Genomic DNA, 23,903 nt, shown 5'->3' on the forward strand with positions numbered 1-23,903 from the left:
TGCTCCTTAGTGCCAGGGGGCGCGGGAATGAGTTTGCGGCCAGATCGGGCTGTTGATGGTCTGGCAGATCTGGCGGGCGAGGGTGACGATGCCCTGATAGCCGGCGAAGGCGTGCTCGCGTTCCTGATTGATATCGAGAAACGGCAGCCGGGCCTTGTAGGCGGTGTACATATTGCGCCCGCCGGCGATCATCAGGTCGGCCTGATAGCGGTAGACCACGTCCAGCAGCGTGCGGGCGTTGCCTTCATCCAGCATGACCGCCTCTTCGCCCATCAGTTCGCGGATCCGCTGTTTATCTTCCTCGGTGGATTTGCGCGTGCCGGTCGCCACCACGCTCATCCCCAGATCCTGCAGCGCCGACACCACCGACCAGGATTTGACGCCGCCGGTGTAGAGCAGGGCTTTGCGTCCGCGAAGCTGTTCGCGCCACGGCCTGAGCGCCAGCTCCGCCGCCCGCTCTTCGCGCGCAATCAGCGCTTCGGTGCGGCGGCACAGATCGTCATCGCCCAGCAGGGCCGCCAGCTGACGCAGGGCATCGGAGGTCGCGCGGATACCGTAAAAACTGCCTTCGAACCACGGCGTGCCGTAGCGTTGCTCCAGCGCCCTCGCGACGTTGATTAGCGCCCGCGAACAGACCAGCATATTGGCCTGCGCCCGGTGCATGGTCTGGATTTCGGCAAAGCGCCCGTCGCCGGAGAGGCTGCCGAGCACGCGGACCCCCAGCTCATCGAGCAGCGGCTGAATATGCCAGAACTCGCCGGCGATATTAAACTCGCCAATCAGGCCAACGTCATGGCGATGCTCCGGGGCGAACGGGGATGCCTCCGGCCAGGGGGCCGGTTCGCGCTGGCCGATGACCCGCTTGACCATCACCTCGCCGGCCAGCCGGTTGCCGAGGTTTTTGCTGCCGTAAAAACCGGCGGCGTCGATGGCGATAACCGGCACGCCGGTGGCGGTCTGCGCGGCCTGGCATACCGCTTCAAGGTCGTCGCCTTCCATTGCCGGCACGCAGGTGTTGTAGATAAAGACCGCCGCCGGACGGTAGCGCGTAACGATATGGCGAACCGCGTGAAACAGGCGGCGCTCGCCGCGGCCCATAATCACATCCTGCTCGTTGAGATCGGTAGTGAACCCCAGCCGGTTAATGTTCGGCCCGGAGCTTATGCTGCCGCGGTTATCCCATGAGCTGCCGGCGCAGCCGATGGGGCCATGCACCAGGTGCGCCACGTCGGCGATGGGTAGCAGAGCGATCTGGGCGCCGTCGAACGCGCAGCCGCCGGCGGTGGCGCCGGGTTTTGGCGCGCTACAGCCGGACTTCTGTTTATGGTTATGTTCGCAGGCGGGCTCATCCAGCAGCGCCAGAATTTCATTTCCCTTCATAGTGACCTCGTAGAACGTGGGGGATGATGATGGAAATGCAATTCGCGCTCCACCCAGGGGCTATTGATTTTTAAAGGGAAAGCCTTGTCAGCTTTGCGACAAAGCCAACAATCGGACGGGAATATTGTGGGTTGTGGCCGGGGAAGAAAAAAAGCCCGCGGGGTCAGCGGGCAACGGGCAAACAGCAGGGGGGCTAAAAGACGCGTTCCTGCAGCGGATTATCCCTGTTAAGCCGCTTCGCCAGCCACGGCGGCAAACGCCCGGTCAGCAGCGCGTTGATGGCCTCGCACTGGGCCTGAATCGCGGTGCCGGGCTGCGCTTTCATCGGATGGATCTGGTGGCGAATCAGTCGGGCGGCGGCGGGTCCGCCGATCTCCTGGCAGAACAGCAGCTGGCAATCATCAAGCAGCCGGGCGCGCGCTTCGCTGGCCTCCTGCTGGCCCGGCTCTGACGGATAGCGGCGCAGATCGTACAGCCAGCCGCCTTGCTCATCGAAGGCATAGATAAAAAACAGGCGTCCCTGGCCGAAATGGCCGTTAATGAGCAGGCCGTCCTGGGAGCAAAATGCGGCCAGCAGCTGCGGCGTCCGCTGAGCGGGACGGGCAATGCGCAGATGAACGGGCAGCGCGCCCCGCAGGCTGGCCATCACCCGCGACCAGCGGGCCGGGGACATAACGGCCGTCGTTGACGGAAAGGCGGCGGCGAGCTGCGGCTGCGTTAAGGTGGCCAACCCCTCCGGGGTCAGGGTTTCGCCGCTTTCCTGCGCCAGCCAGTCTAGTATTTGCGCCGGCGGCAGATCCGGCAGCGTCTGGAATAGCGCCAGCAGGCGCCAGAAAAGGGTATCGTTGTCGGACATCTCCAGCTCCTTATATCAGCGTACTGCGGGTTGCCCGCAGGCTTATCGGGAAGGCGGGCCGCTCCGGCTGCGGGTTGACGTAGTAGCGCCCGCCGCCCTCCAGCGAAATCGCGCCGCCCCAGCGGTCAACGTCGTTATGCTCAATCTGTATCACCCGTGCTTCCAGATCCTGTTTGGCGATATAGGCATACAGATCCGCGCCGCGCTCACGAAAAATCACGATAGGCATAGCCCCTCCAGGCCCCGCTTTCGCGGGGCGGCAAATGGTTAACGGACGAGGTCGAAGCTGTAATCGGTTTTGCCTAACTGGCCGGTGTCGTTATCCAGTTTCTCCAGCACGGCGTTCACCAGCGTCGTGACGATGTTCATGGCGCCTTCATAACCCCAGGTGGTCTGACGGTGCAGGTGGTGACGGTCGAACAGCGGAAAGCCGAGACGGATGAGCGGTACCTCAAAAGCTTTGCCCTTCGCCAGGGTATCGCGCTGGATAAATTTGCCGTAGGAGTTGCCTATCATAAAGTCCGGCTGGCGGGTGAACATCAGCGAACGGAAGTGCCACAAGTCGCAGTTGATGAACACTTCGCTGTCGCGACCGTAGGGCGAGGCCTCCAGCATTTTCTTCATCGCCTTCAGCCAGCGCTTGTTGGCGTTATGGCTCAGGATCACCGTCGGCTCGCAGCCGAGCTCCAGCAGAAAGCGGGTCAGCCCCATCACAAAGTCCGGGTCGCCGTACAGGCCAAATTTCTTGCCATGCAGCCAGGTGTGGGAGTCGAGCATCATGTCGACCAGCCGTCCGCGCTCAAGGGTGAGGGCGTCGGCAATCGGCCTGCCGCTGAGCTGGCTGACGGTCATCAGCAGCTCGTCGGTGGCGGCCAACCCCAGCGGGATCGCCACCTCGGTCGCCGGCTGATTCCACATATCCTGCACCACTTTTTTACTTTTCAGCAGCTGCCACGGCTGCAGGAGCAGCGTATCGATGGCATCCGGGGCCTCCTTCATCTCCTGCTGGGTGGTGCCGCCCGCATACATCCGATAATGGCCGTCGGCGGGGGTATCAAGGACCTCCGACGGATCGGAGAGCAGGCTGCACGGCACCGCCATCTGCGCCATCATCCGCTTCAGCACGCGGAAGTTGCCGAGATAGGTCTCAAAGCCGGTGACCAGGTTGAGCTTTTGCAGTTTGCCCGGCTGCCCTTGATAGTCGGCGGTAAAGGTTTTGGCGAACCCTTCGAACATATTGTCCCAGCCGGTGACGTGGCTGCCGATAAAGCTTGGCGTATGGGCGTGCGGCACGGCAATGCTGCTATCGACAAAACCGTCTTTTTTGGCGTTGGCGATAAACGCCTGCAGATCGTCGCCGATAACCTCCGCCATGCAGGTGGTGGAGACCGCGATGATCTCCGGTTTGTACAGCGCGCCGGCGTTCCGCAGCCCGAGGTTCATATTGTTGTTGCCGCCGAAGACCGCCGCGTCTTCGGTCATCGAATCGGAAACGCAGGCGATCGGCTCTTTGAAATGGCGGTTAAAATAGGTACGAAAATAGGCCACGCATCCCTGGGAACCGTGAACATAGGGCAGGGTGTTGGCAAACCCTAGCGAACAGAGCACCGCGCCCAGCGGCTGGCAGGCTTTTGCCGGGTCAACGGTTAGCGCCTCGCGCTGAAAGTTCAGCGTTTCATACTCGGCGGTGGTGGTCCAGGCGAATACCTCCTGCACGCGCCGGGCGTCGTGGGCCTCTTCCAGCGTCCGCTTATTGCGGAACAGCTCCTGGTATTCATCCTGTTCAAATAGCGGATAACAGCTATTAATTTTGTCAATCGTTTGGCTCATGGTGTTCTCCTCCCGCGCCACAAATCGGTGAACAGACGGGACAATAAATGGGCAATCACGCAGACTTCAGCCACGGGGCGATCAGTTCGTTCCACGCCGGGTTGTTTAAGGTCATATCCATATCGCGGGCAAAAATGGCGAAACCATCGTAGCCGTGGTACGGGCCGGAGTAGTCCCACGAGTGCATCTGGCGGAACGGAACCCCCATTTTCTGGAAGATGTACTTTTCCTTGATCCCGGAGCCGATAAGGTCAGGCTTCAGCGCTTTGACAAACGCCTCCAGCTCATAGCTGCTGGCGTCATCGAACAGCAGGGTGCCTTCTTTCAGATCCGGCAGGGTGCGGTCGTAGTCATCGTTATGGGCAAACTCATAGCCGGCGGCGACGATCTCCATGCCGAGATCTTCATAGGCGCCGATAACGTGCCGTGGCCGCAGGCCGCCCATATAGAGCAGCACCTTGCGCCCCTCCAGCCGCGGGCGGTATTTGGCGATAATCGCCGCCGTTTGCCCCTGATATTTGGCGATCACCGCCTCGGCGTTGGCGCGAATGGCGTCGTCAAACTGGTCGGCAATTTTGCGCAGCGATTCGGCGATTTTGGTCGGGCCGAAGAAGTTGTACTCCATCCACGGGATCTGATGCTTTTCTTCCATGTGCCGGGCGATGTAGTTCATCGAACGGTAGCAGTGGACCAGATTCAGCTTCACGAAAGGGGTGTTCTCCATCTCCACCAGGGTGCCGTCGCCGGACCACTGGGCGACCACCCGCAGCCCCATCTCTTCGAGCAGGATGCGCGAGGCCCAGGCATCGCCGCCGATGTTGTAATCGCCGATGATCGCCACATCGTAAGGGGTGGATGCAAACGGCTGCCCCTCACGGTTATTGAGCACCCAGTCGCGAACCACGTCGTTGGCGATATGGTGCCCCAGCGACTGCGACACGCCGCGAAATCCTTCGCAACGCACCGGGATCACCGGTTTATCCAGCGCCTTGCTGCTGGCGTTGGCGACGGCGCTGATATCATCGCCGATGAGCCCGACCGGACACTCCGACTGGATGGTGATGCCCTTGGTGAGCGGGAACAATAGCTCCATCTCTTCAATCAGTTTGCTGAGCTTTTTATCACCGCCGAAGACGATGTCGCGCTCCTGAAAATCGGAGGTGAAGTTCAGGGTGCCGAAGCTGTCGACGCCGCTGACGCCGGTGAAGTAGTTGCGGCGCCCGGCGCGCGAGTACTGGCCGCAGCCGACCGGCCCGTGGGAGATATGGGCCATATCCTTAATCGGTCCGAATACCACTCCTTTGGAGCCGGCGTAGGCGCAGCCGCGCACGGTCATCACGCCGGGCTGCGATTTACGGTTCGAGATGATGCACTTGCCGACGCTCTCCATTTGCGGATCGCTGACCATCATGTGCTTTCTGCGCTCTTTACGCGCAGTTTCGGGAAAGACTTCCAGGACCTCCTGGATTAGCGCGAGATTACGCTCGCCTGTGGCGTTGGTCATGATGATTGTCCTGTGTTCAGGCCGCGTTTTCTTCGGCGGCGGTTTTACCGATGATGCTGGTGTCTTCTTCTTCCATGATGCCGAATTCCATCAGCAGCGATTCCAGCTCATCCATGGTGCAGGGCGTCGGTACCACCTTCATGGTGTTGTTGACGATCTTGGTTGCCAGAGTGCGGTACTCATTGGCCTGCTGGCAGTTCGGGTCGTACTCGATGACCGTCATCCGGCGGATTTCCGCGCGCTGGACGATGTTGTCGCGCGGCACGAAATGGATCATCTGGGTGCCGAGCTTCTCCGCCAGCGCCACGATCAGCTCATCTTCACGGTCGGTTTGACGCGAGTTACAAATCAGCCCGCCGAGACGCACCTTGCCGGATTTCGCGTATTTAACGATCCCCTTGGAGATATTGTTGGCGGCGTACATCGCCATCATCTCCCCGGAGCAGACGATATAGATCTCCTGGGCCTTATTTTCACGGATTGGCATCGCGAAGCCGCCGCAGACCACATCCCCGAGCACGTCATAGAACACGAAATCGAGATCGTCCTCGTAGGCGCCTTCCTCTTCGAGAAAGTTGATTGCGGTGATCACCCCGCGCCCCGCGCAGCCGACGCCCGGCTCCGGGCCGCCTGATTCGGCGCAGCGCACGTTTCCATAGCCGATTTGCAGGACATCTTCGAGCTCAAGGTCCTCCACCGAGCCCACTTCCGCGGCCATCTCCATAATGGTGTTCTGTGCTTTGGCATGCAGGATCAGGCGGGTGGAGTCCGCCTTCGGATCGCAGCCGACGATCATCACTTTCTTACCCATCTCTGCCAGCGCGGCGACAAGGTTCTGCGTGGTGGTGGATTTGCCGATACCGCCTTTACCGTAGATAGCGCATTGACGCATGGTCATGGTGACTTCTCCTGTTGTTGAGTGTTTGCCACCAGAGAAGTGCAGGGAACATACCAGCCGGGCCATATAATTTAACTTTATGATAAATATGTAATTAAATTTCAACGACCGGTGCGCCCGTAAAACAAAACGGCACAATCAGGCCACCAAATGTGGGAAACAGAACAATTCTGCTCGCCAGGCCAGGAGCGGCGCTTTGTCGGCTGTTCAACAGCTTGTCGCGGTCTGTGTCTTATTCCACGCAATCTCCTGACGTCATGAGGCGCCCGCCGCTGCATAACCTGCTGAATTCAATCGAACTATTTAGCTACGCGAGAGCTGGCATGGGCTGTGCTTGAGGCACAGACAGGGTTTGCCGCCAGCCGATGCGGCGAAGATGCCTCTCACCTTCGAGGAATGAACAATGTCCGGAAAAATGAAAACAATGGATGGCAACGCCGCGGCGGCCTGGATCTCCTATGCCTTTACCGATGTCGCGGCTATCTATCCCATCACGCCTTCCACGCCGATGGCGGAAAACGTCGATGAATGGGCGGCGCAGGGGAAAAAGAATCTGTTTGGTCAGCCGGTACGCTTGATGGAGATGCAGTCAGAAGCCGGTGCGGCAGGCGCGGTACACGGCGCGCTGCAGGCCGGGGCGCTCACCACCACCTATACCGCGTCGCAGGGGCTGCTGCTGATGATCCCCAACCTCTACAAAATTGCCGGTGAACTGCTGCCGGGAGTCTTTCACGTCAGCGCCCGGGCGCTGGCGACCAACTCGCTGAATATTTTTGGCGATCATCAGGACGTGATGGCGGTGCGTCAGACCGGCTGCGCGATGCTGGTGGAGAACAACGTGCAGCAGGTGATGGACCTCTCCGCCGTGGCGCATCTGGCGGCGATAAAGGGCCGTATCCCGTTTATTAATTTCTTCGACGGCTTTCGCACCTCGCACGAAATTCAAAAAATTGAGGTGCTGGAGTATGAGCAGCTGGCAACGCTGCTGGACCGGCCCGCGCTGGACAGCTTTCGCCGTAACGCGCTGCATCCGGATCACCCGGTCATTCGCGGCACCGCGCAAAACCCGGATATCTACTTTCAGGAGCGGGAAGCGGGCAACCGCTTTTACCAGGCTCTCCCCGATCTTGTCGAAGGCTATATGGCGCAAATCAGCGCCATCACCGGACGTGAGTACCACCTGTTTAACTATACCGGCGCAGCGGATGCCGAACGGGCGATCGTCGCGATGGGATCGGTATGCGACACCATCCAGGAGGTGGTGGAGACGCTGAATGCGGCGGGAGAGAAGGTCGGTTTGCTCAGCGTCCATCTGTTCCGCCCCTTTTCGCTGGCGCACTTCTTTGCCCGGCTGCCGAAAACCGTCCGGCGCATTGCCGTACTCGATCGCACTAAGGAGCCCGGGGCCCAGGCCGAGCCGCTGTGTCTGGACATTAAAAACGCCTTCTATCATCACGACGATCCGCCGCTGATTGTCGGCGGTCGCTACGCCCTGGGCGGGAAGGACGTTCTGCCCAACGATATCGCTGCCGTTTTTGACAATCTCAACAAGCCGCTGCCGACGGATGGATTTACGCTGGGGATTATCGATGATGTCACCTTTACCTCATTACCGCCGCGCCCGCAGACGCTGGAGGTTTCTCACGCGGGCATCACCGCCTGTAAATTCTGGGGGATGGGCTCGGACGGCACGGTAGGGGCCAATAAAAGCGCGATTAAGATTATCGGCGACAGGACCGATCTCTACGCGCAGGCCTATTTTTCCTACGACTCGAAAAAATCCGGCGGCATTACCGTTTCGCACCTGCGCTTCGGCGACCGGCCCATTACCTCGCCATACCTGATCCACCGGGCGGATTTTATCTCCTGTTCGCAGCAGTCCTATGTTGAACGCTATGAGCTGCTGGATGGGCTAAAGCCGGGAGGAACCTTTTTGCTCAACTGCAGCTGGTCCGATGCCGAACTTGAGCAGCACCTGCCCGCCGGCTTTAAGCGCTATCTGGCGCGGGAAAATATCCGCTTTTACACCCTCAACGCCGTTGATATTGCCCGCGAGCTGGGGCTTGGCGGGCGGTTTAATATGCTGATGCAGGCGGCGTTCTTTAAGCTGGCGGCGATTATCGATCCGCAGACCGCCGCGAACTATCTCAAACAGGCGGTCGAAAAAAGCTACGGCAGCAAAGGGGCCAGCGTCATTGAGATGAACCAGCGGGCGATTGACCTGGGCATGACGTCGCTGCATCAGGTGACGGTACCGCCCCATTGGGCGACGCAGGAGGAAGCCTCGCCGCAGCCTTCGCCCCTGATGCCGGATTTCATCCGCGATATTCTGCAGCCAATGAACCGCCAGCGCGGCGACCAGTTGCCGGTTAGCGCCTTTGTCGGGATGGAAGACGGCACCTTTCCTCCGGGAACCGCCGCGTGGGAGAAGCGCGGCATTGCGCTGGAAGTGCCGGTCTGGCATCCCGACGGCTGTACGCAGTGTAATCAGTGCGCGTTCATCTGCCCGCATGCGGCGATCCGCCCGGCGCTGCTGAGCCGGGACGAGCAGGATGCGGCTCCGGCCGCGCTGTTGAGCAAGCCCGCGCAGGGGGCGAAGGAGTACCACTATCATCTGGCGATCTCGCCGCTGGACTGCTCCGGCTGCGGTAACTGCGTCGATAACTGTCCTTCACGCGGCAAGGCGCTGAAAATGCAGTCTCTCGATAGCCAGCGCCAGATGGCGCCGGTCTGGGACTACGCGCTGGCGCTGGCCCCGAAAAGCAATCCGTTTCGTAAAACGACGGTCAAAGGCAGCGAGTTTGAGACGCCGCTGCTGGAGTTTTCCGGCGCCTGCGCGGGCTGCGGAGAGACGCCCTATGCGCGTCTGATAACCCAGCTTTTTGGCGACCGGATGCTGATTGCCAACGCCACCGGCTGCTCCTCTATATGGGGCGCCAGCGCGCCATCAATCCCTTATACCACCAACCATCGCGGTCATGGCCCGGCGTGGGCGAACTCGCTGTTTGAAGATAATGCTGAATTTGGCCTCGGCATGATGCTGGGCGGGCAGGCGATCCGCAAACAGATCGCCGACGACATAGCCTCCGCGCTGGCGCTGCCGGTAAGCGAGGAGCTAAAAGAGGTGATGGGCCAGTGGCTGGCGCAGCAGGATGAGGGGGAGGGAACCCGCGATCGCGCGGACCGCTTAAGCGAACGGCTGGCGCTGGAAAAAGAGGGCTCACCGCTGCTGGAGCAGCTCTGGCAGAACCGGGACTATTTTACCCGGCGCTCGCAGTGGATATTCGGCGGCGACGGCTGGGCGTACGACATTGGTTTCGGCGGCCTCGATCACGTGCTGGCCAGCGGCGAGGACGTCAATATCCTGGTGTTTGATACCGAGGTTTATTCCAACACCGGCGGGCAGTCGTCGAAATCGACCCCGACGGCGGCCATCGCCAAATTTGCCGCTCAGGGCAAACGCACCGGTAAGAAAGACCTCGGGATGATGGCGATGAGCTACGGCAACGTTTATGTCGCGCAGATTGCAATGGGGGCCGATAAAGATCAGACCCTGCGGGCGATTGCGGAAGCCGAGGCCTGGCCTGGACCCTCGCTGGTGATTGCCTATGCCGCCTGCATTAACCACGGGCTGAAAGCCGGCATGAGCTGCAGCCAGCGGGAGGCGAAACGCGCGGTGGAGGCGGGATACTGGCATCTGTGGCGCTATCATCCGCAGCGCAAGGCGGAAGGCCGGACGCCGTTTGTTCTTGATTCCGAAGAGCCTGAAGAGAGCTTCCGCGACTTCCTGCTCGGCGAGGTGCGCTATGCCTCCCTGCACAAAAGCTCGCCACAGCTCGCGGACGCGCTTTTCGAAAGGACGGAGGAGGACGCCCGGGACAGGTTCAGGAAGTATCAGTCGCTGGCCGGTGACCAGTAACGCTTATTTTGCCAAGCCGCAGAGCAGGGCGGAAAGGAGAAAATGCAGAGGGATTTGCCCAATAATGACTTCACGTAGCGAATGTTGACAGGGGAACGATATGTTTACCGGTATTGTCCAGGGGATGGCGAAAGTGCTGTCCATTGAAGAAAAAAGCCATTTTCGCACCCACGCAATAGAGTTGCCCGCAGAGATGCTGGCGGGGCTCGAAGCCGGGAGTTCGGTGGCGAATAATGGCTGCTGTTTGACGGTCACGCGCATTGACGGGGCGCGGGTAAGCTTTGATTTAATGGACGAAACCCTGCGCGTCACCAACCTCGGGGCGATTAGGGCGGGTGATAGCGTCAACGTTGAGCGCGCCGCTAAATTCAATGATGAAATAGGCGGACACCTGATGTCTGGTCATATTATGACGACCGCCGAAGTGGTGCAAATCGTGGCGTCTGAGCATAACCGTCAGATGTGGTTTAAGCTGCAAAACCCGGCGGCCATGAAATATATTCTCTACAAAGGCTATATCGGCGTGGATGGGATCAGCCTGACCGTCGGTGAAGTTATGCCGCTGCGCTTTTGCGTCCATTTGATCCCGGAGACGCTGCAACGCACCACGCTTGGTGCGAAAAAGGTGGGGGACCAGGTGAATATTGAAATTGATCCGCAGACTCAGGCGACCATCGATACCGTGGAGCGCGTGCTGGCCGCCGTCGCCGAAGCGGGGCGGTAAACAACCCCGTATGACGCCGCTAGCCCGTAATCCCCGAGTGAGAAACAGGTGACGTTGTCACCTGCGCTATCGGCAGCTTCAAGGCCAGGTACCTGTTGGCGAGTTACATTCCAGCTTTAGCTTAGGTAACCCGGCCTCTTAGAATCTATTGACCGCACGGCTTAACGCCAGGGAGGAGAGGCGCGCCGTGCTCTTTTTTCGCCCAATGCTAAATCGCGAAGGAATAGTTTTTAACCATATTCTTCAATAAGATATTGCATATTCAGTGAATCTATAACCGCTCGTTGGTGGCTGACGACCATGATGATGCTGTGCGGGAGTTCGCTGCGGATCGCTCTTATCAGCTCGATGGCCGTCATATCGTCCAGATGACTGGTTGATTCATCAAGGCAGATAAGATCCGGCTGATTCAACAGGATGCGGGCAAACGAAAGACGCTGCTGCTCGCCGCCGGAAAGGATACCGCTCCATGACTGGCGCTCATTCAGCTGCTGGCACAAATGCTGCAGCCCAACTCTCTTCAGACAGCTCTCCAGTCGTTCATTGCTGACTTTGGCTAAGCCAGGATACGTCAACGCGTGGGTCAGGAGATCGTCAGGCAGATACGGTTTTTGCGGGACGAACAGGCTTTTCCCTGTCGGGTGGTGATAGACCCCGCTACTGTAAGGCCACAGCCCGGAGAGTACCCTTAAGAAGGTGGTTTTCCCGCAGCCGCTGGCGCCGGTAATAGCAATAGCCTCGCCGTGCTGTAAGTCGAGATTTATGGGGTTAAACAGGGGCGCGCCATGAGCGTGACGGGCGACCAGATTACGGCAGCGTAATTTTCCGGGCTGACGGGGATATTTCGCTTTCGCCGGCAGCGCGATTAGGCCTTGCTCAAACTGCCATAGCCTCTCTACCGTCGCTGACCAGGCCACTATCTGGCGGTAGGAGTCGATAAACCAGCCGAAGGCGTCAAGGACGTAGCCGAAAGCGGCGCGCGCCTGCATGACGCCGCCAAGCGAGATCTTTTTGGCGATGTACAGCGGCAGGACTGCAAAAATCGGGATCATCAGGCTCAGGCGGAAATAGGAAGTGGTGAACGTATCTAAGCGAAACTCGCGGGACATCAACAGCTGCCAGTTCCGCGCAATCGCCGAAAAATGACGGTGCACGCGGCGCAGTTCGGCACGCTCGCCGCCATAGAAGGCAATCTGTTCGGTATTTTCGCGGATGCGCAGCAGGCTGGCGCGGTAGTCAGCCTCGGTTTTTTGCCGATCCATATTCAGCTGATGCAGCGGGCGGCCGATCCGGTGGGCCAGCAGGCTGCTAATGACCGCATATCCCAGCGCCACCCACACCAGATAGCCATGCAGCGTGACGTCATGGCCAGCGACGGTAAGGCTGAGCGTGCCTGAGAGCTGCCACAGAATAAAAATGAACGATAAAAGTCCCGTGATGTTTTTTAGCAGCGATAAAAATAACCCAAGGCTCTGCTCAACCAGCAGGCGGATATCCTCGGCAATACGCTGATCGGGATTATCGGGTTCCGCATGGAGGCTCAGATGATAATGGTTGTGTCGTCGCAGCCACAGGTAGTGAAATCTCATGGTCATCTTCTGGCGCCAGCGGATGATCAATAATTTTTTCAGCCAGTTCGTACTGATAATAAACGACACAAACAGGGCGGTATACCCGGCGTAGGAGAGCGCCAGCAGGCCGATCGACGCATGCTGAAAATAGTCGGTGAGGGCATCGTAAAATTCCCGGCTCCAGTCGTTGTACTGCACGCTGACCCATACCACGCCTAACGTGAGGGCGATCAGCGTCAGCAATAAAAGCCATGAAAACCATTCGCGAGGGTGCAGCCAACAGGGGGCTATCAGCTGATAAAACCGTTTCAAACTTTGCATAAAGAAGGTCGCACAGAGTGTGTAAAAAGCGTGACAGCCGCCCTCGCGGACGGCTGTCCATTATCCTTTGCGCTTAATAAGCCCATTTCACGTTGAACATGAAGTTACGCGGATCGCCGTAGAAGTTGTTGCCCCCACGGTGACGGTTGGAAACGCCGAGATAGTATTCTTTATCCGTCAGGTTGTTGCCGTTCAGGCTCAGGCTTATATGTTTACTGTACTGATAACCGATATTGGCGTTGAAAAGCGTGTATCCGCCCTGCGACACGTTGTAGTTGGTGGTGGTATCCGTCTGCGCCGTCAGCCCTGCGCCGACGGACCATTTATCCCATTCTCCCGGCAGGCGATAGCTGTTATACAAACGGAAAAGATGCTGCGGCGTGTGTTTGCTGTAGTTGGTGCCTTTTTGCGTGGCGGCGGCTTCGAGATATTTGCTGTTATTAAGCGTGTACCCGGCGTAGACCTGCCAGCCCTGCGCAAGCTGCCCGGATATCTCCATTTCAATGCCCTGGCTCTGCACCTTGCCGTCAGCGACGTAGCAGTCATCGCAGTCCACCCCGCTCATGGCGTTATTGGCCTGAATAATGCGGAACAGGGCGACGGAGGCGTTCAGCCCGCCGTTAAAGAATTCCCCTTTGACGCCGGTTTCGTAGTTGCTGCCGGTGACCGGCGGCAGGAAGTTGCCGCTGGCATCCAGCGAGCTTTGCGGTTTGTAGATTTCGGCGTAGCTCAGATACCAGGTGTAGTCTTTGGCGAAATCCCACAGCAGGCCGCCGTAGGGGATGATTTTACCTTTCACCTTGTAATTGCTGTGCGCGGTCATCGCCCCGGTGGTGAGATTGGTGAAATAGGAGTCGTAGGTAAAGCTGCTGTAACGGCTTCCGAGGATCAGCTTCCAGTCGTCGGTCAGGCTCAGCCGCGTCGTGGCGTACAGGCCGCGCTGATAGACGTTGTACTGATAGCGCCGCGTGTAATCCCAGTCGGGTTCGGAGAGGCTTTCAGGGTCCCAGCTATAGATATTCACCTCGCTGGTATTGCTCAGCGAACCAAATAAATTATTGAAGTTCTCTTTCTGATAATCACCGCCGAACACCAGCTGGTGATCGCGATTCAGCAGCTGGAACGGCCCGCTCAGGTTGAGGTTAACGCCGTACTGGCTGCTGCGGTTGTGTCGTTGCAGGTAGTTATTGAGTTTCGCGCTGCCTGAATCATCCACGCCTTGAGTGCCGTTGCCGTAAACGCCGATGAATTTTCCCTGCGCGCTGGCGGCCGTGTAGTTCAGCGAGCCTTTGGCGACCCATTCGTTATCAAAATAGTGTTCGAGCTCGGCGTAGGCGTTAGTTTTCTCGAAGGTGATGTTATTCCAGCTGGCGCCGAGAAAGGTCGAGCGGGGCAGACCCAGGCTGGAGTAGCTGGTGGACATCGGCACGCCGTAAAGATTGGGCACCGTATCGGTTTTTTGCCAGGAAATACCGGTGGTCAGCGTGGTCTGCGACGTCAAATCATAGGCCACGGTACCGAAGAGTACCTGACGATCGCTGTGCACGTAATCGGTAAAGCTGTCTCTCTTTTGCAGTACGCCAACCGCGCGGCCGCGCAGCGAGGCATCGTCATTCAGCGGCCCGGAGATATCCATTTCGCTGCGGTAGTTATCCCAGCTGCCGGCGCTGGCGCTGATGGAAGAGCGAAAATCGTAAGTCGGCCGCTTGCGCACCATATTCACCGCCCCCCCCGGTTCGCCGCTGCCCTGGGTCAGACCTGACGCGCCGCGCAGGACTTCCAGATGATCGTAAATAGCCAGATCCGGCGATTCGGTGGACGCTTCGGCATACCCCATTCCGGCGAGGCTGTTCTGAAACGAGGAGCTGATACCGTCTTCCTGAAGGTTATCCATCGTGAAACCGCGCGACTGGTAACGGGTTTGATAGGAGCTTTCGTTGATGACGTTCACCCCTGTGACCTGGCGCATAGCGTCGTCCAGCGAGGTCATATTCTGATCGTTCATCCGCTGGCGGGTAACCACGCTGACCGACTGCGGCGTTTCCCGCGGAGAGAGATTCAGGCGAGTCGCCGCCGACATGCTGCGGGTGGTGTAAGAGCCGGTATCTTCAGTCATCGAGCCGTAGTTAATGTCACCGACCACCACCATTTCGTCCCCTTCAGGGATCTTTTTCAGGGTGTAGCTGCCGTTGGGCTGACGTTCTGCCAGCAGCCCCTGATCGGTCAACAGCCGGGAAAAGCCTTCGCTAAGGCTGTAGGTGCCGTTGAGCGCCGGAGAGGATTTCCCGGCAGTCAGCTGCGCATCGCTCGCCAGATAAATGCCCGACTGCGCGGCAAACTGATTCAGCTGAGTCGCCAGCGGCGCGGCCGGGATCGCATAAACGTGCTTATCCGTCGCCGTTTCGGCGGCCTGAACAGCCGGCGCGATGGCGGCGGCAAACGTCAGTACCGGTGCGCAGAACATCATGCGCAGGAGGGCGGCCGTCGGCGTACGACGGAAAATCCGCGGCTGGCTGGTGCGTGGTGATGATGACATAGATTCCCCTGATAATTCCCAAAAGTAAAAGTGCTGCATAGGGTTAATCGGATGAGGGCCCGTAAAGGGGAACCGATGAGGCGAATTTATTTGTTATTTATCGCGCGGGGCGACCGTCAGCCACCATGAGAAGCGGCGGTTGAGCTGCACAGGCAGCGCGTTGGTGAGCATATCCAGCGCCATATCGGTATCGTGCAGCGGGAACGTACCGGTAACGGTCAGCGCTGACACGGCCGGATCGCATCCCAGATAGCCGCGGCGATATGCCGACAGCCGTTCGATAAACTCACCGAGGGGGAGATTATCGGCCTGTAGCAACCCGCGCGGCCAGGCAGGCTCCGCATTGCGCAACGGCGAAACCGGGCCAAAGGCGTCCCGCCGGAAGGTCATCGCCTGACCGGCCTGCACGATCGGTGCGTCGCTGATAGCCGCCGGGGAGACTTCCACCGCCCCCTGATACACCTGCAACACGGTGGTATCGCCGAGCGCCTGCACGCTGAAACGCGTGCCGAGGGCGCGCATTTTGCCCTGCGCGGTGACGATGGTCAGCGGACGGCGCGGATCGGCGGCGGTTTCGATCATCACCCGGCCGTTCAGCAGCTGCAGCGCGCGCTGCGTCGGGGAGTAATCGACGTTCAGCGCGCTGTCGGTGTCAAGCCAGATCCGCGAGCCATCAGCCAGCGTGAACGACGTTATTTCGCCGTGGGGGCTGTGATAATCGGCGTGCCATGCCAGTACCTGATTGCGCAGCGGCGTATGACGCCAGCAGCCCCAGGCGAGCAGGGTGCCGACGGAAATCCAGGCCGCCATTTTCAGCACCTGGCGCCGCCCGGCGCTGTGCGTTCGCTGGGTCAGCGCGGTCAGCGCCGCCGCTTGTCGCTCACCGTTTTCCCGCAGCGGCGAAAAGCGCTGGCTGATGTTCAACACGTACTGCCACGCCAGCTGATTCTCCTGACTCTCGTCAAGCCAGCGTTGCAGTGCGGCGGGATATGTCTGCGGCGACGAGATGTCCTGGACTTCGGCGTACCAGTTTGCCGCCTGCTGCAACGCGGCGAAGCCGGGCTTATTGCTCATCGTATCTGCCCGCGGCGGGGGGTAATGCATCGAGATACTCGATTTCAAGGCTCAGGCAGTGGAGCATGGCCTGAGCCATATACTTCTTCACCATGCGCTCGGAGACGGCGAGTTCGGCGGCGATGTTCGCGTAAGTCAGGCCACCGATCTGCGACATCAAAAACGCCGCGCGGACTTTCTCCGGCAGAGCCTGCAGCATGGCATCCACCTGAAACAGGGTTTCCAGGACGATCGCGCAGTGTTCCGCTGAAACCGCGGTGGACAGCGGCTGCGCCGCCAATGTTTCCAGCCAGACGCGCTCAATTTCTTTTCTGCGCCACAGGTCGATACACATGCCATGAGCCATCGAACCGAGGTAGGCGCGCGCGCCGGCAAGAGTGTCAAAGCTTCGCGGTTTTATCAGCAACCGCAGGAATACGTCTTGCGCGAGGTCGGCGGCATCGCTGGCATTCCCAAGGCGTCGTCTGAGCAACTTTTGAAGCCAGTTATTATGCTCGGAGAACAGCAGCACCATATTTTCAGCTGAACTAAAACCAGGAGATGACATGTCGCTCTAACCGCCAGAGGAGGGTAAGTTAAGAAATATTTAGACATAAAAATTTACATGAGAATGATTTTCATTTCAACATTAGATACTAAAAAATTACCATCAGCGCATTACGCATAAAAGGGTTGTCCCCCGGAAAAGGGCCTGCTTCCGGGTAAACGCTCTCTCCGGCAATGGTCCGGTAAATTCTGCAACGGTAAAGAAAGCAGTCATCTCCGCAATTAAATATAGTGAAATTCATCCGGCAGCGGATAATTTAATGGGATGAAAACATTCCCCACCCACGCGCGAAAAAAAATAACAGGCGGATTGACGGTAAAGCCGGTAATAAATTAGTCAGGTAGTGAACGGCTTGCACCGAAAGTAACCTGCGGTATGGTGCAAGGTTAATCTCAGGCTACGTCAGATAAAAGAAAGGCAATGTCTCATTTTGGTGCTTTCCGGTATCGGTGATGCATCATGATGATCCGTGACCCATTGCGGGGGGCGCTCATTCATTCGGATATCTTATTGATAGTTAATGAATAAATTAATGGCATGCTTTGTGCTTATATCTACACACCAGCGTAAAAATCGAAAGGTATACACAGGTAAACTCAGGAACCAGCGACGATAATCTGCAGCTTGCATTATATCAGTACCGATACGACAGGCCGGCAAAGAATTTTCAATGCGGTCATTATTTAACTCGCAACCGATTTAATGTTCACGTTGACGATGATTTTCAAGGGGGCGTCCGGTACATAATATAATCCGCATTGATAAACCCAAAGTTCATGCAGAGATAACGGCATTTATTATGCTGGAATTGATTTGTGCTGCAAAAATAATACCTCCTTTGTTTTGCGAAACGAAAGGCAAGAGGCTTAGTTCTGTGAAAGTAAAGCATATACTGCCCCGATCGGCGGTTTGATAAGGATACAATGCTGATGCATAAACTCATAAAAAACTACGAAGCCGACATTTATTTCGACGAGCTAATTGACCACGAGGGCAACCCCCGCCTTTCCGCACAGCGCCTGATTCAATGCCTTGATTCTCTCCCGCCGGACGAACTGGAAAAACGTCGCCTGACCGCAGAGGCGACGGTGCAGGAAATGGGAATTAGTTTTACGGTATATACCGACAAAGGAAATATCGACAGGACCTGGCCATTCGATATTATTCCTCGCACCATCGATGCCAAAGACTGGGCGATAGCGGAGACCGGCCTGAAGCAGCGACTTACCGCCCTGAACCGTTTTATCGAAGACCTGTATCATGAGCAACGCTGCATCAAAGATGGCATAATTCCTGAGTATATTATTAAGGAATCAAAAAATTTCCGCCCTGAGTGTATAGGTATGTCGCCTCCCTATGGCGTATGGGCTCATATCTGCGGCACCGATTTAGTGCGTGATGAAACCGGGCAGTTCTACGTACTGGAAGATAATCTCCGGGTACCATCCGGCGTCTCCTATATGCTGGAAAACCGCGCGATTACCAAGCGTGTTCTGCCTGAATTGTTTGAAAGTGACGATATCAAGCCGATTGACGCCTATCCTGCACAACTCCTGGAAACCCTGACAGCCCTGTCGCCCCGGCAGGTCGCGCGCCCGGAAATCGTGGTGCTGACGCCGGGGATCTATAATTCCGCCTATTTCGAACACGCTTTCCTTGCCCAGCAGATGGGGGTGGAGCTTGTGGAAGGCGCCGATCTGTTTGTCGGCAGCGACGACTGCGTTTATACCAAAACGATCTACGGCCCGGAACGGGTGGACGTCATTTACCGGCGTATTGACGATCTATTTCTCGATCCGGAAGTCTTTCATCCTGAATCCGTTCTCGGGGTTCCCGGCCTGATGCGGGCGTGGAAAGCCGGAAACGTCGCGCTGGCCAATGCGCCAGGGGCAGGGGTTGCGGATGATAAAGTCGTCTATGCGTACGTTCCGGCGCTGATTCGCTACTATCTGGACGAAGAACCGATTCTGCCTAACGTCAAAACCTACCTCTGTCAGAATGATGACGAGCGCGATTATGTCCTCCAAAATCTGGACAAGCTGGTGGTGAAACCGGCCAACGAATCTGGCGGTTACGGCATGCTGGTGGGGCCGCATTCGACCAAAAAAGAGCAGCAGCTGTTTGCCGAACTGATACAGGCTAATCCGCGTAATTATATCGCTCAACCGACGCTGAAACTGTCCACCGCGCCGGCTCTCATCGCTAAAGATTCTCTGGAGCCACGGCACCTTGATTTGCGCCCTTTTATTTTACAGAGCAAAGAGACGTACGTGACGACCGGAGGGTTAACGCGGGTTGCGATGAAAAAGGGCTCATTAGTGGTTAATTCATCGCAGGGCGGCGGGAGTAAGGATACCTGGATCGTGGAGAGCAAGAGATAATGAACATGCTATCAAGAGTTGCCGCGCGTCTTTACTGGAGCGCGCGTTATCTGGAGCGAGTGGAAAATATCGCGCGGTTAGTCAGCGTGTACGACGATCTGCTATACGATCTGCCACGGGATATTGCCGTTTCCTGGTATAACCTGATTGAAATTAACAGCGGGGTGGAGCTGTTTAGCCAGCGCTATAAGATTAAAGACGAACGCAATGTTCTGAAGTTTTTGCTGGCTGACGATACCAATCCCGATTCTTTACTTTCGTCATTAAAAATGGTCCGTGAAAATATCCGTACCAGCCGTGATGTTGTGCCGGGAGAGATGTGGGAACTGATTAATGAACTGGATTTATACGCGAGGCAAAACATCCGCCTGGGTATTAACCGCTCTGAGCGGCATACGTATATTAATACCGTCATTGAAGGGTGCCAAAAAATTAGCGGCCTGCTTACCGGTTCTATGAGCCGCGATGCCGGCTGGCATTTTCTGAACATGGGGCGCTATCTGGAGCGCGCTGATATGAATACGCGCATTCTTGACGCGGCTAATTCGCTGATGATGCAGGCTCGCGAGGAGGAGAGCGTCAAGCTTGGGCAGGTAGTGTGGTCTAAAGTGCTGAAGTCGCAAAGCGCCTATCTAAGCTTTCGCCGGGTTATGCGCTGCTCGATTAAAGGCTCCCTGGCGGTCACTCTGCTGCTCACAGATGCTCATTTCCCCCGTTCGCAGCGCTATTGCCTGGAACAGATCAAGCTCGCCGCCGCTGAGCTGCCGCGGGCGGCGGTCGTTTCGGCGCACATCGATAGTCTGTTGCTTGCTACCCGAGGCGTCGATAATTCTCACGATCTGAATCAGGAATTTAGCCACTATTTAAATGAAATCCAGCTCAGCCTGATTGCGCTACATCATTTGATTACCGATAACTGGTTTCATTTCCTGCAAGGAGATGCTGCATGACTATCCGGGTTGCGATACAGCATAAAACTATCTATGAGTTCGATCGTGTTATTAACGTGGCGCCACATATTTTACGACTGCGGCCGGCCCCTCATTCACGCACGCATATTCATGGCTACTCCCTGAAAGTGACGCCGGAAAGTCACTTTATTAACTGGCAGCAGGACCCTTTCGGCAACTATCAGGCGCGGCTGGTTTTCCCTGAAAAAATGAACCGGCTGGAGTTTGAGGTGGAGGTGATTGCGGATATGACCGTGATCAACCCGTTTGACTTCTTTATTGAAGAGTATGCCGAGAATTTTCCATTTGTTTACGATGCCTTACTGCACGAAGAGCTTACGCCCTATCTGAAGACGTCTGAGCAGAGTCCTGAGCTGGAAGAGTGGCTGGCAACCGTTGAACGCAAAGAAAAGATGCCCATCGTGCCTTTTCTGGTGCAGTTAAATAGCCGCCTGGCGAACGAAATTGACTACGGCATTCGCCTGGAGCCCGGCGTACAGAGTTGTCAGGAAACGCTGACGTTGAAAAAAGGCTCCTGCAGGGACACCTCCTGGCTGCTGGTACAGATACTCCGGAATTTGGGCCTCGCTGCTCGCTTTGCCTCGGGTTATCTGGTGCAGCTGGCCGCCGATGTAAAAGCGATCGACGGTCCGTCTGGCCCGGAGCAGGATTTCACCGATCTGCACGCCTGGTGTGAAGTCTATCTGCCCGGTGCCGGGTGGGTGGGGCTCGACCCGACGAGTGGTTTGTTCGCGGGGGAAGGGCATATTCCTTTAGCCTGCACGGCCGACCCGCTCTCTGCCGCGCCGATTACTGGCGGAACCGACCCGTGCGAATGCGAGTTCAGCTACTCGAATATTGTTACGCGAATTCACGAAGACCCGCGGGTCACGCGCCCTTACAGCGAAGAAGAGTGGCTTAATATCAACGCCCTGGGACGCGCCGTTGATGCCGACCTGCAATCTGGCGATGTGCGCCTGACGATGGGGGGCGAGCCGACATTTGTCTCTACCACCGATATGGATTCCGCGCAGTGGAATACAGAGGCGCTGGGTAAGGATAAGCTACGGCTGGCCAAGGATCTGTTACTACGGCTAAAAGCGCAGTTCGGTCACAATGGTTTACTGCATTATGGTCAGGGTAAGTGGTATCCGGGCGAGGAAGTACCGCGCTGGGCGCTGGGCTGCTTCTGGCGCACCGATGGCGAAGCCCTGTGGCGCGATCCGTCGCTGTTTGCCCGCATCGATCGGGATTATGGCCATAGCGTCGAAGATGCCGAACGCTTTGGACAGGCGCTCTGTCGGCAATTAGGCGTTGCGCCAACCTACCTGCAGCCGGCTTATGAAGATTCACTCTACTATCTGTGGCTGGAGCGCTCGCTGCCGGAAGAGGTTGATCCGAGAACGGCGAATCTGACCGATGACCTTGAACGGCGGAGGCTGGCCAGTTTACTCAGCCGCGGTATGGAAAACGCAGCGGGCTATATCCTGCCTGTCGAATTTGATGGCATACGGTGGCAAAGTAGCCGCTGGTCAATGCGCGCCGGGCTTATTACGCTGATCCCCGGCGATAGCGCGATGGGTTATCGTCTGCCGCTGAATGCGCTGCCTCCGCTAGCCGAAGATGAGATAGCCGCCGAACGCGATCCTTTTGAACCGCGTGAACCGCTGCCTGTCTTTACTCCGGATAAATATACGCCAACGACTATCGCCCGGCAGGCGGTGCAACAACAACAGCCGGCACGAAATCGGCGTAAAAGTGTGATCCGCACCGCTCTGTGTCTTGAGCCGCGCGATGGCAAGCTACATCTGTTCCTGCCGCCGGTAACCCACCTGGAGCATTATGTTGCGCTGATTCATGCCGTCGAGGCGGCGGCCGGCGAGCTGCAATTGCCCGTGGTGATTGAAGGCTATGAACCGCCAAAAGATCATCGCTTGCAGAAGCTGCTGTTGACCCCGGACCCGGGCGTGATTGAGGTCAATATTCACCCGGCCAGCCGCTGGGATGAGTTGGTCCATAATATTGAAACCCTCTATGAACAGGCGCACCAGGCGCGGCTGGGGGCAGAGAAGTTTATGATCGATGGGCGGCATACCGGAACCGGGGGAGGCAACCACGTTACCCTGGGCGGAATCACACCTGCTGACAGTCCTCTACTGCGGCGTCCCGATCTCCTGCGTAGCCTGGTGACATACTGGCAGCACCATCCGGGGCTTTCCTACTTATTCTCAGGAATGTTTATTGGCCCAACCAGTCAGGCTCCGCGCCCGGATGAAGGTCGGGATGAAGCCCTGTATGAAATGGAGATTGCCTTCCAGAACATGCCGGAAGGGCTGGTTGATACCCCGTGGCTGGTGGACAGGCTGATGCGCAACCTGCTGGTGGATATCACCGGCAATACCCATCGCTCCGAATTTTGTATCGACAAACTCTACGCGGCGGGCAGCAGCAGCGGGCGTCTGGGGCTGCTGGAGTTTCGCGGCTTCGAAATGTCTCCTCACGCGCGCATGTCGCTGGTGCAGCTGCTGCTGCTCCGTTGTCTGGTGGCGCGTTTCTGGAAAACACCCTATCACAAGCCGCTGGTCCGCTGGGGGACACAGCTGCACGATAAATTTATGCTGCCGCATTTCGTCTGGCAGGACGTTAAAGAAGTGGTGGATGACCTGCAACAACATGGCTACCCGTTCAAGCTGGCCTGGCTGCTGCCGTTCGAGGAGTTTCGCTTCCCGCACTATGGCCGTCAGCAAATTGATGATATTGAGCTGGAGCTTCGCTGGGCGATCGAACCGTGGCATGTACTGGGCGAGGAAGTCACTCAGTCCGGGACCTCTCGCTATGTTGATTCCTCCGTCGAGCGCATGCAGGTGCGCCTGTCCGGTTTGACTGAAGGACGCTATGTGCTGGCGTGCAACGGCCGCCGCGTACCGCTGCGAGCGACCGGCAAAAAAGGGGAGATGGTAGGGGCGGTACGCTATCGAGCCTGGGCGCCGCCATCGGCGCTGCATCCGACTCTTGGGGTGAATACCCCCCTGGTGTTTGACCTGATTGATACCTGGAACGGTCTTTCCATTGGCGGCTGCAGCTATCGCGTCAGCCACCCTGGCGGACGTCACTATGAGACGCTACCGGTCAACAGCAATGAAGCTGAGGCGAGGCGCGTCAATCGATTCTGGGATCATGGCTTCACCCAAGGCGTCCTGACCCCTCCACCGGCATTTAGCGCGTTAAGGACATTCTATGAGCATGAGCAGGTTCCACGCCCTATGGCTCCGCCGGAAGAAGAGCCCGGCGACGAATACCCGCATACTTTGGATCTTCGCAGGAAGTATACTAGGATTTAGCTTTGAGCCGGGTAATCAGAATACATGACAGCTTCTTTTTCTGAATCAATCACGCCGGCCTGTGAGCCGGC

The 23,903-nt window shown here is 57.5% G+C and carries 15 protein-coding genes; 5 read left to right on the forward strand and 10 right to left on the reverse strand.

Annotated features, from left to right (window positions below):
• Positions 1–6: 6 nt before the first annotated feature.
• The 6 genes from nifE to nifH all read right to left on the reverse strand — a co-directional run bounded on the left by nifE (position 7) and on the right by nifH (position 6,468).
• Positions 7–1,380 carry a nitrogenase iron-molybdenum cofactor biosynthesis protein NifE gene (nifE, locus tag NWP14_RS04455; protein ID WP_095103488.1) on the reverse strand — a complete coding sequence of 458 codons (1,374 nt, stop codon included), beginning with the start codon at positions 1,378–1,380 and terminating at the stop codon, positions 7–9.
• Between the two features lie 193 nt (positions 1,381–1,573).
• A complete protein-coding gene (locus tag NWP14_RS04460; RefSeq protein ID WP_375214846.1) occupies positions 1,574–2,236 on the reverse strand; it encodes a NifB/NifX family molybdenum-iron cluster-binding protein in 663 nt (220 codons plus the stop codon).
• Positions 2,237–2,246: 10 nt separating this feature from the next.
• Positions 2,247–2,465: a putative nitrogen fixation protein NifT gene (nifT, locus tag NWP14_RS04465; protein WP_095103491.1), complete on the reverse strand. Its 219-nt coding sequence runs from the start codon at positions 2,463–2,465 to the stop codon at positions 2,247–2,249.
• Between the two features lie 38 nt (positions 2,466–2,503).
• Positions 2,504–4,066, reverse strand: a complete 1,563-nt coding sequence (gene nifK / locus NWP14_RS04470; protein ID WP_375214847.1) for a nitrogenase molybdenum-iron protein subunit beta — start codon at positions 4,064–4,066, stop codon at positions 2,504–2,506.
• Between the two features lie 55 nt (positions 4,067–4,121).
• A complete protein-coding gene (gene nifD / locus NWP14_RS04475; protein WP_331834215.1) occupies positions 4,122–5,570 on the reverse strand; it encodes a nitrogenase molybdenum-iron protein alpha chain in 1,449 nt (482 codons plus the stop codon).
• A 16-nt stretch (positions 5,571–5,586) separates the two neighbouring features.
• Positions 5,587–6,468, reverse strand: a complete 882-nt coding sequence (gene nifH / locus NWP14_RS04480; RefSeq protein WP_375214848.1) for a nitrogenase iron protein — start codon at positions 6,466–6,468, stop codon at positions 5,587–5,589.
• 403 nt (positions 6,469–6,871) lie between these two features.
• On the opposite strand from nifH, the gene nifJ reads away from it, so the two are divergent.
• Positions 6,872–10,387, forward strand: coding sequence for a pyruvate:ferredoxin (flavodoxin) oxidoreductase (nifJ, locus tag NWP14_RS04485; RefSeq protein WP_375214849.1), 3,516 nt, complete (start codon positions 6,872–6,874; stop codon positions 10,385–10,387).
• A 100-nt stretch (positions 10,388–10,487) separates the two neighbouring features.
• Entirely contained in the window at positions 10,488–11,111 is a 624-nt protein-coding gene (locus NWP14_RS04490; protein ID WP_095103497.1) for a riboflavin synthase subunit alpha, read from the forward strand.
• Positions 11,112–11,341: 230 nt separating this feature from the next.
• Here the strand turns inward: NWP14_RS04490 and NWP14_RS04495 are convergent, their stop codons facing one another.
• The 4 genes from NWP14_RS04495 to NWP14_RS04510 form a co-directional block, all read right to left on the reverse strand.
• A complete protein-coding gene (locus NWP14_RS04495) occupies positions 11,342–13,003 on the reverse strand; it encodes an ABC transporter ATP-binding protein/permease (protein ID WP_375214850.1) in 1,662 nt (553 codons plus the stop codon).
• Positions 13,004–13,076: 73 nt separating this feature from the next.
• Entirely contained in the window at positions 13,077–15,539 is a 2,463-nt protein-coding gene (locus NWP14_RS04500) for a TonB-dependent siderophore receptor (protein ID WP_375214851.1), read from the reverse strand.
• 93 nt (positions 15,540–15,632) lie between these two features.
• Complete coding sequence (locus NWP14_RS04505) at positions 15,633–16,613, reverse strand: FecR domain-containing protein (RefSeq protein ID WP_375214852.1); 981 nt, start codon at positions 16,611–16,613, stop codon at positions 15,633–15,635.
• Positions 16,603–17,160, reverse strand: a complete 558-nt coding sequence (locus NWP14_RS04510) for a sigma-70 family RNA polymerase sigma factor (RefSeq protein WP_189339905.1) — start codon at positions 17,158–17,160, stop codon at positions 16,603–16,605. Before NWP14_RS04510 ends, NWP14_RS04505 begins: the two co-directional genes overlap by 11 nt.
• 929 nt (positions 17,161–18,089) lie before the next feature.
• Between NWP14_RS04510 and NWP14_RS04515 the strand changes: the two genes are divergently transcribed.
• The 3 genes from NWP14_RS04515 to NWP14_RS04525 are packed head-to-tail and all read left to right on the forward strand — an operon-like array spanning position 18,090 to position 23,832.
• Positions 18,090–19,541, forward strand: a complete 1,452-nt coding sequence (locus NWP14_RS04515; protein WP_095103588.1) for a circularly permuted type 2 ATP-grasp protein — start codon at positions 18,090–18,092, stop codon at positions 19,539–19,541.
• Positions 19,541–20,491, forward strand: coding sequence for an alpha-E domain-containing protein (locus tag NWP14_RS04520; RefSeq protein WP_223261808.1), 951 nt, complete (start codon positions 19,541–19,543; stop codon positions 20,489–20,491). Before NWP14_RS04515 ends, NWP14_RS04520 begins: the two co-directional genes overlap by 1 nt.
• Positions 20,488–23,832 carry a DUF2126 domain-containing protein gene (locus NWP14_RS04525; RefSeq protein WP_095103503.1) on the forward strand — a complete coding sequence of 1,115 codons (3,345 nt, stop codon included), beginning with the start codon at positions 20,488–20,490 and terminating at the stop codon, positions 23,830–23,832. Before NWP14_RS04520 ends, NWP14_RS04525 begins: the two co-directional genes overlap by 4 nt.
• Positions 23,833–23,903 lie beyond the last annotated feature (71 nt).

It is taken from the genome of Klebsiella sp. C349492 (assembly GCF_042055345.1).
Taxonomy (GTDB): Bacteria; Pseudomonadota; Gammaproteobacteria; order Enterobacterales; family Enterobacteriaceae; genus Klebsiella; species Klebsiella scottii.

Excerpts from the sequence above, each read along its gene's own strand:
- NWP14_RS04460 (WP_375214846.1), bottom strand. The coding sequence starts at position 2,236 with ATGTCCGACAACGATACCCTTTTCTGGCGCCTGCTGGCGCTATTCCAG.
- NWP14_RS04505 (WP_375214852.1), bottom strand. The coding sequence starts at position 16,613 with ATGAGCAATAAGCCCGGCTTCGCCGCGTTGCAGCAGGCGGCAAACTGG.
- NWP14_RS04525 (WP_095103503.1), top strand. The coding sequence starts at position 20,488 with ATGACTATCCGGGTTGCGATACAGCATAAAACTATCTATGAGTTCGAT.
- nifK (WP_375214847.1), bottom strand. The coding sequence starts at position 4,066 with ATGAGCCAAACGATTGACAAAATTAATAGCTGTTATCCGCTATTTGAA.
- nifH (WP_375214848.1), bottom strand. The coding sequence starts at position 6,468 with ATGACCATGCGTCAATGCGCTATCTACGGTAAAGGCGGTATCGGCAAA.
- NWP14_RS04510 (WP_189339905.1), bottom strand. The coding sequence starts at position 17,160 with ATGTCATCTCCTGGTTTTAGTTCAGCTGAAAATATGGTGCTGCTGTTC.
- nifD (WP_331834215.1), bottom strand. The coding sequence starts at position 5,570 with ATGACCAACGCCACAGGCGAGCGTAATCTCGCGCTAATCCAGGAGGTC.
- NWP14_RS04515 (WP_095103588.1), top strand. The coding sequence starts at position 18,090 with ATGCATAAACTCATAAAAAACTACGAAGCCGACATTTATTTCGACGAG.
- nifT (WP_095103491.1), bottom strand. The coding sequence starts at position 2,465 with ATGCCTATCGTGATTTTTCGTGAGCGCGGCGCGGATCTGTATGCCTAT.
- NWP14_RS04520 (WP_223261808.1), top strand. The coding sequence starts at position 19,541 with ATGAACATGCTATCAAGAGTTGCCGCGCGTCTTTACTGGAGCGCGCGT.
- NWP14_RS04500 (WP_375214851.1), bottom strand. The coding sequence starts at position 15,539 with ATGTCATCATCACCACGCACCAGCCAGCCGCGGATTTTCCGTCGTACG.
- NWP14_RS04495 (WP_375214850.1), bottom strand. The coding sequence starts at position 13,003 with ATGCAAAGTTTGAAACGGTTTTATCAGCTGATAGCCCCCTGTTGGCTG.
- nifJ (WP_375214849.1), top strand. The coding sequence starts at position 6,872 with ATGTCCGGAAAAATGAAAACAATGGATGGCAACGCCGCGGCGGCCTGG.
- NWP14_RS04490 (WP_095103497.1), top strand. The coding sequence starts at position 10,488 with ATGTTTACCGGTATTGTCCAGGGGATGGCGAAAGTGCTGTCCATTGAA.
- nifE (WP_095103488.1), bottom strand. The coding sequence starts at position 1,380 with ATGAAGGGAAATGAAATTCTGGCGCTGCTGGATGAGCCCGCCTGCGAA.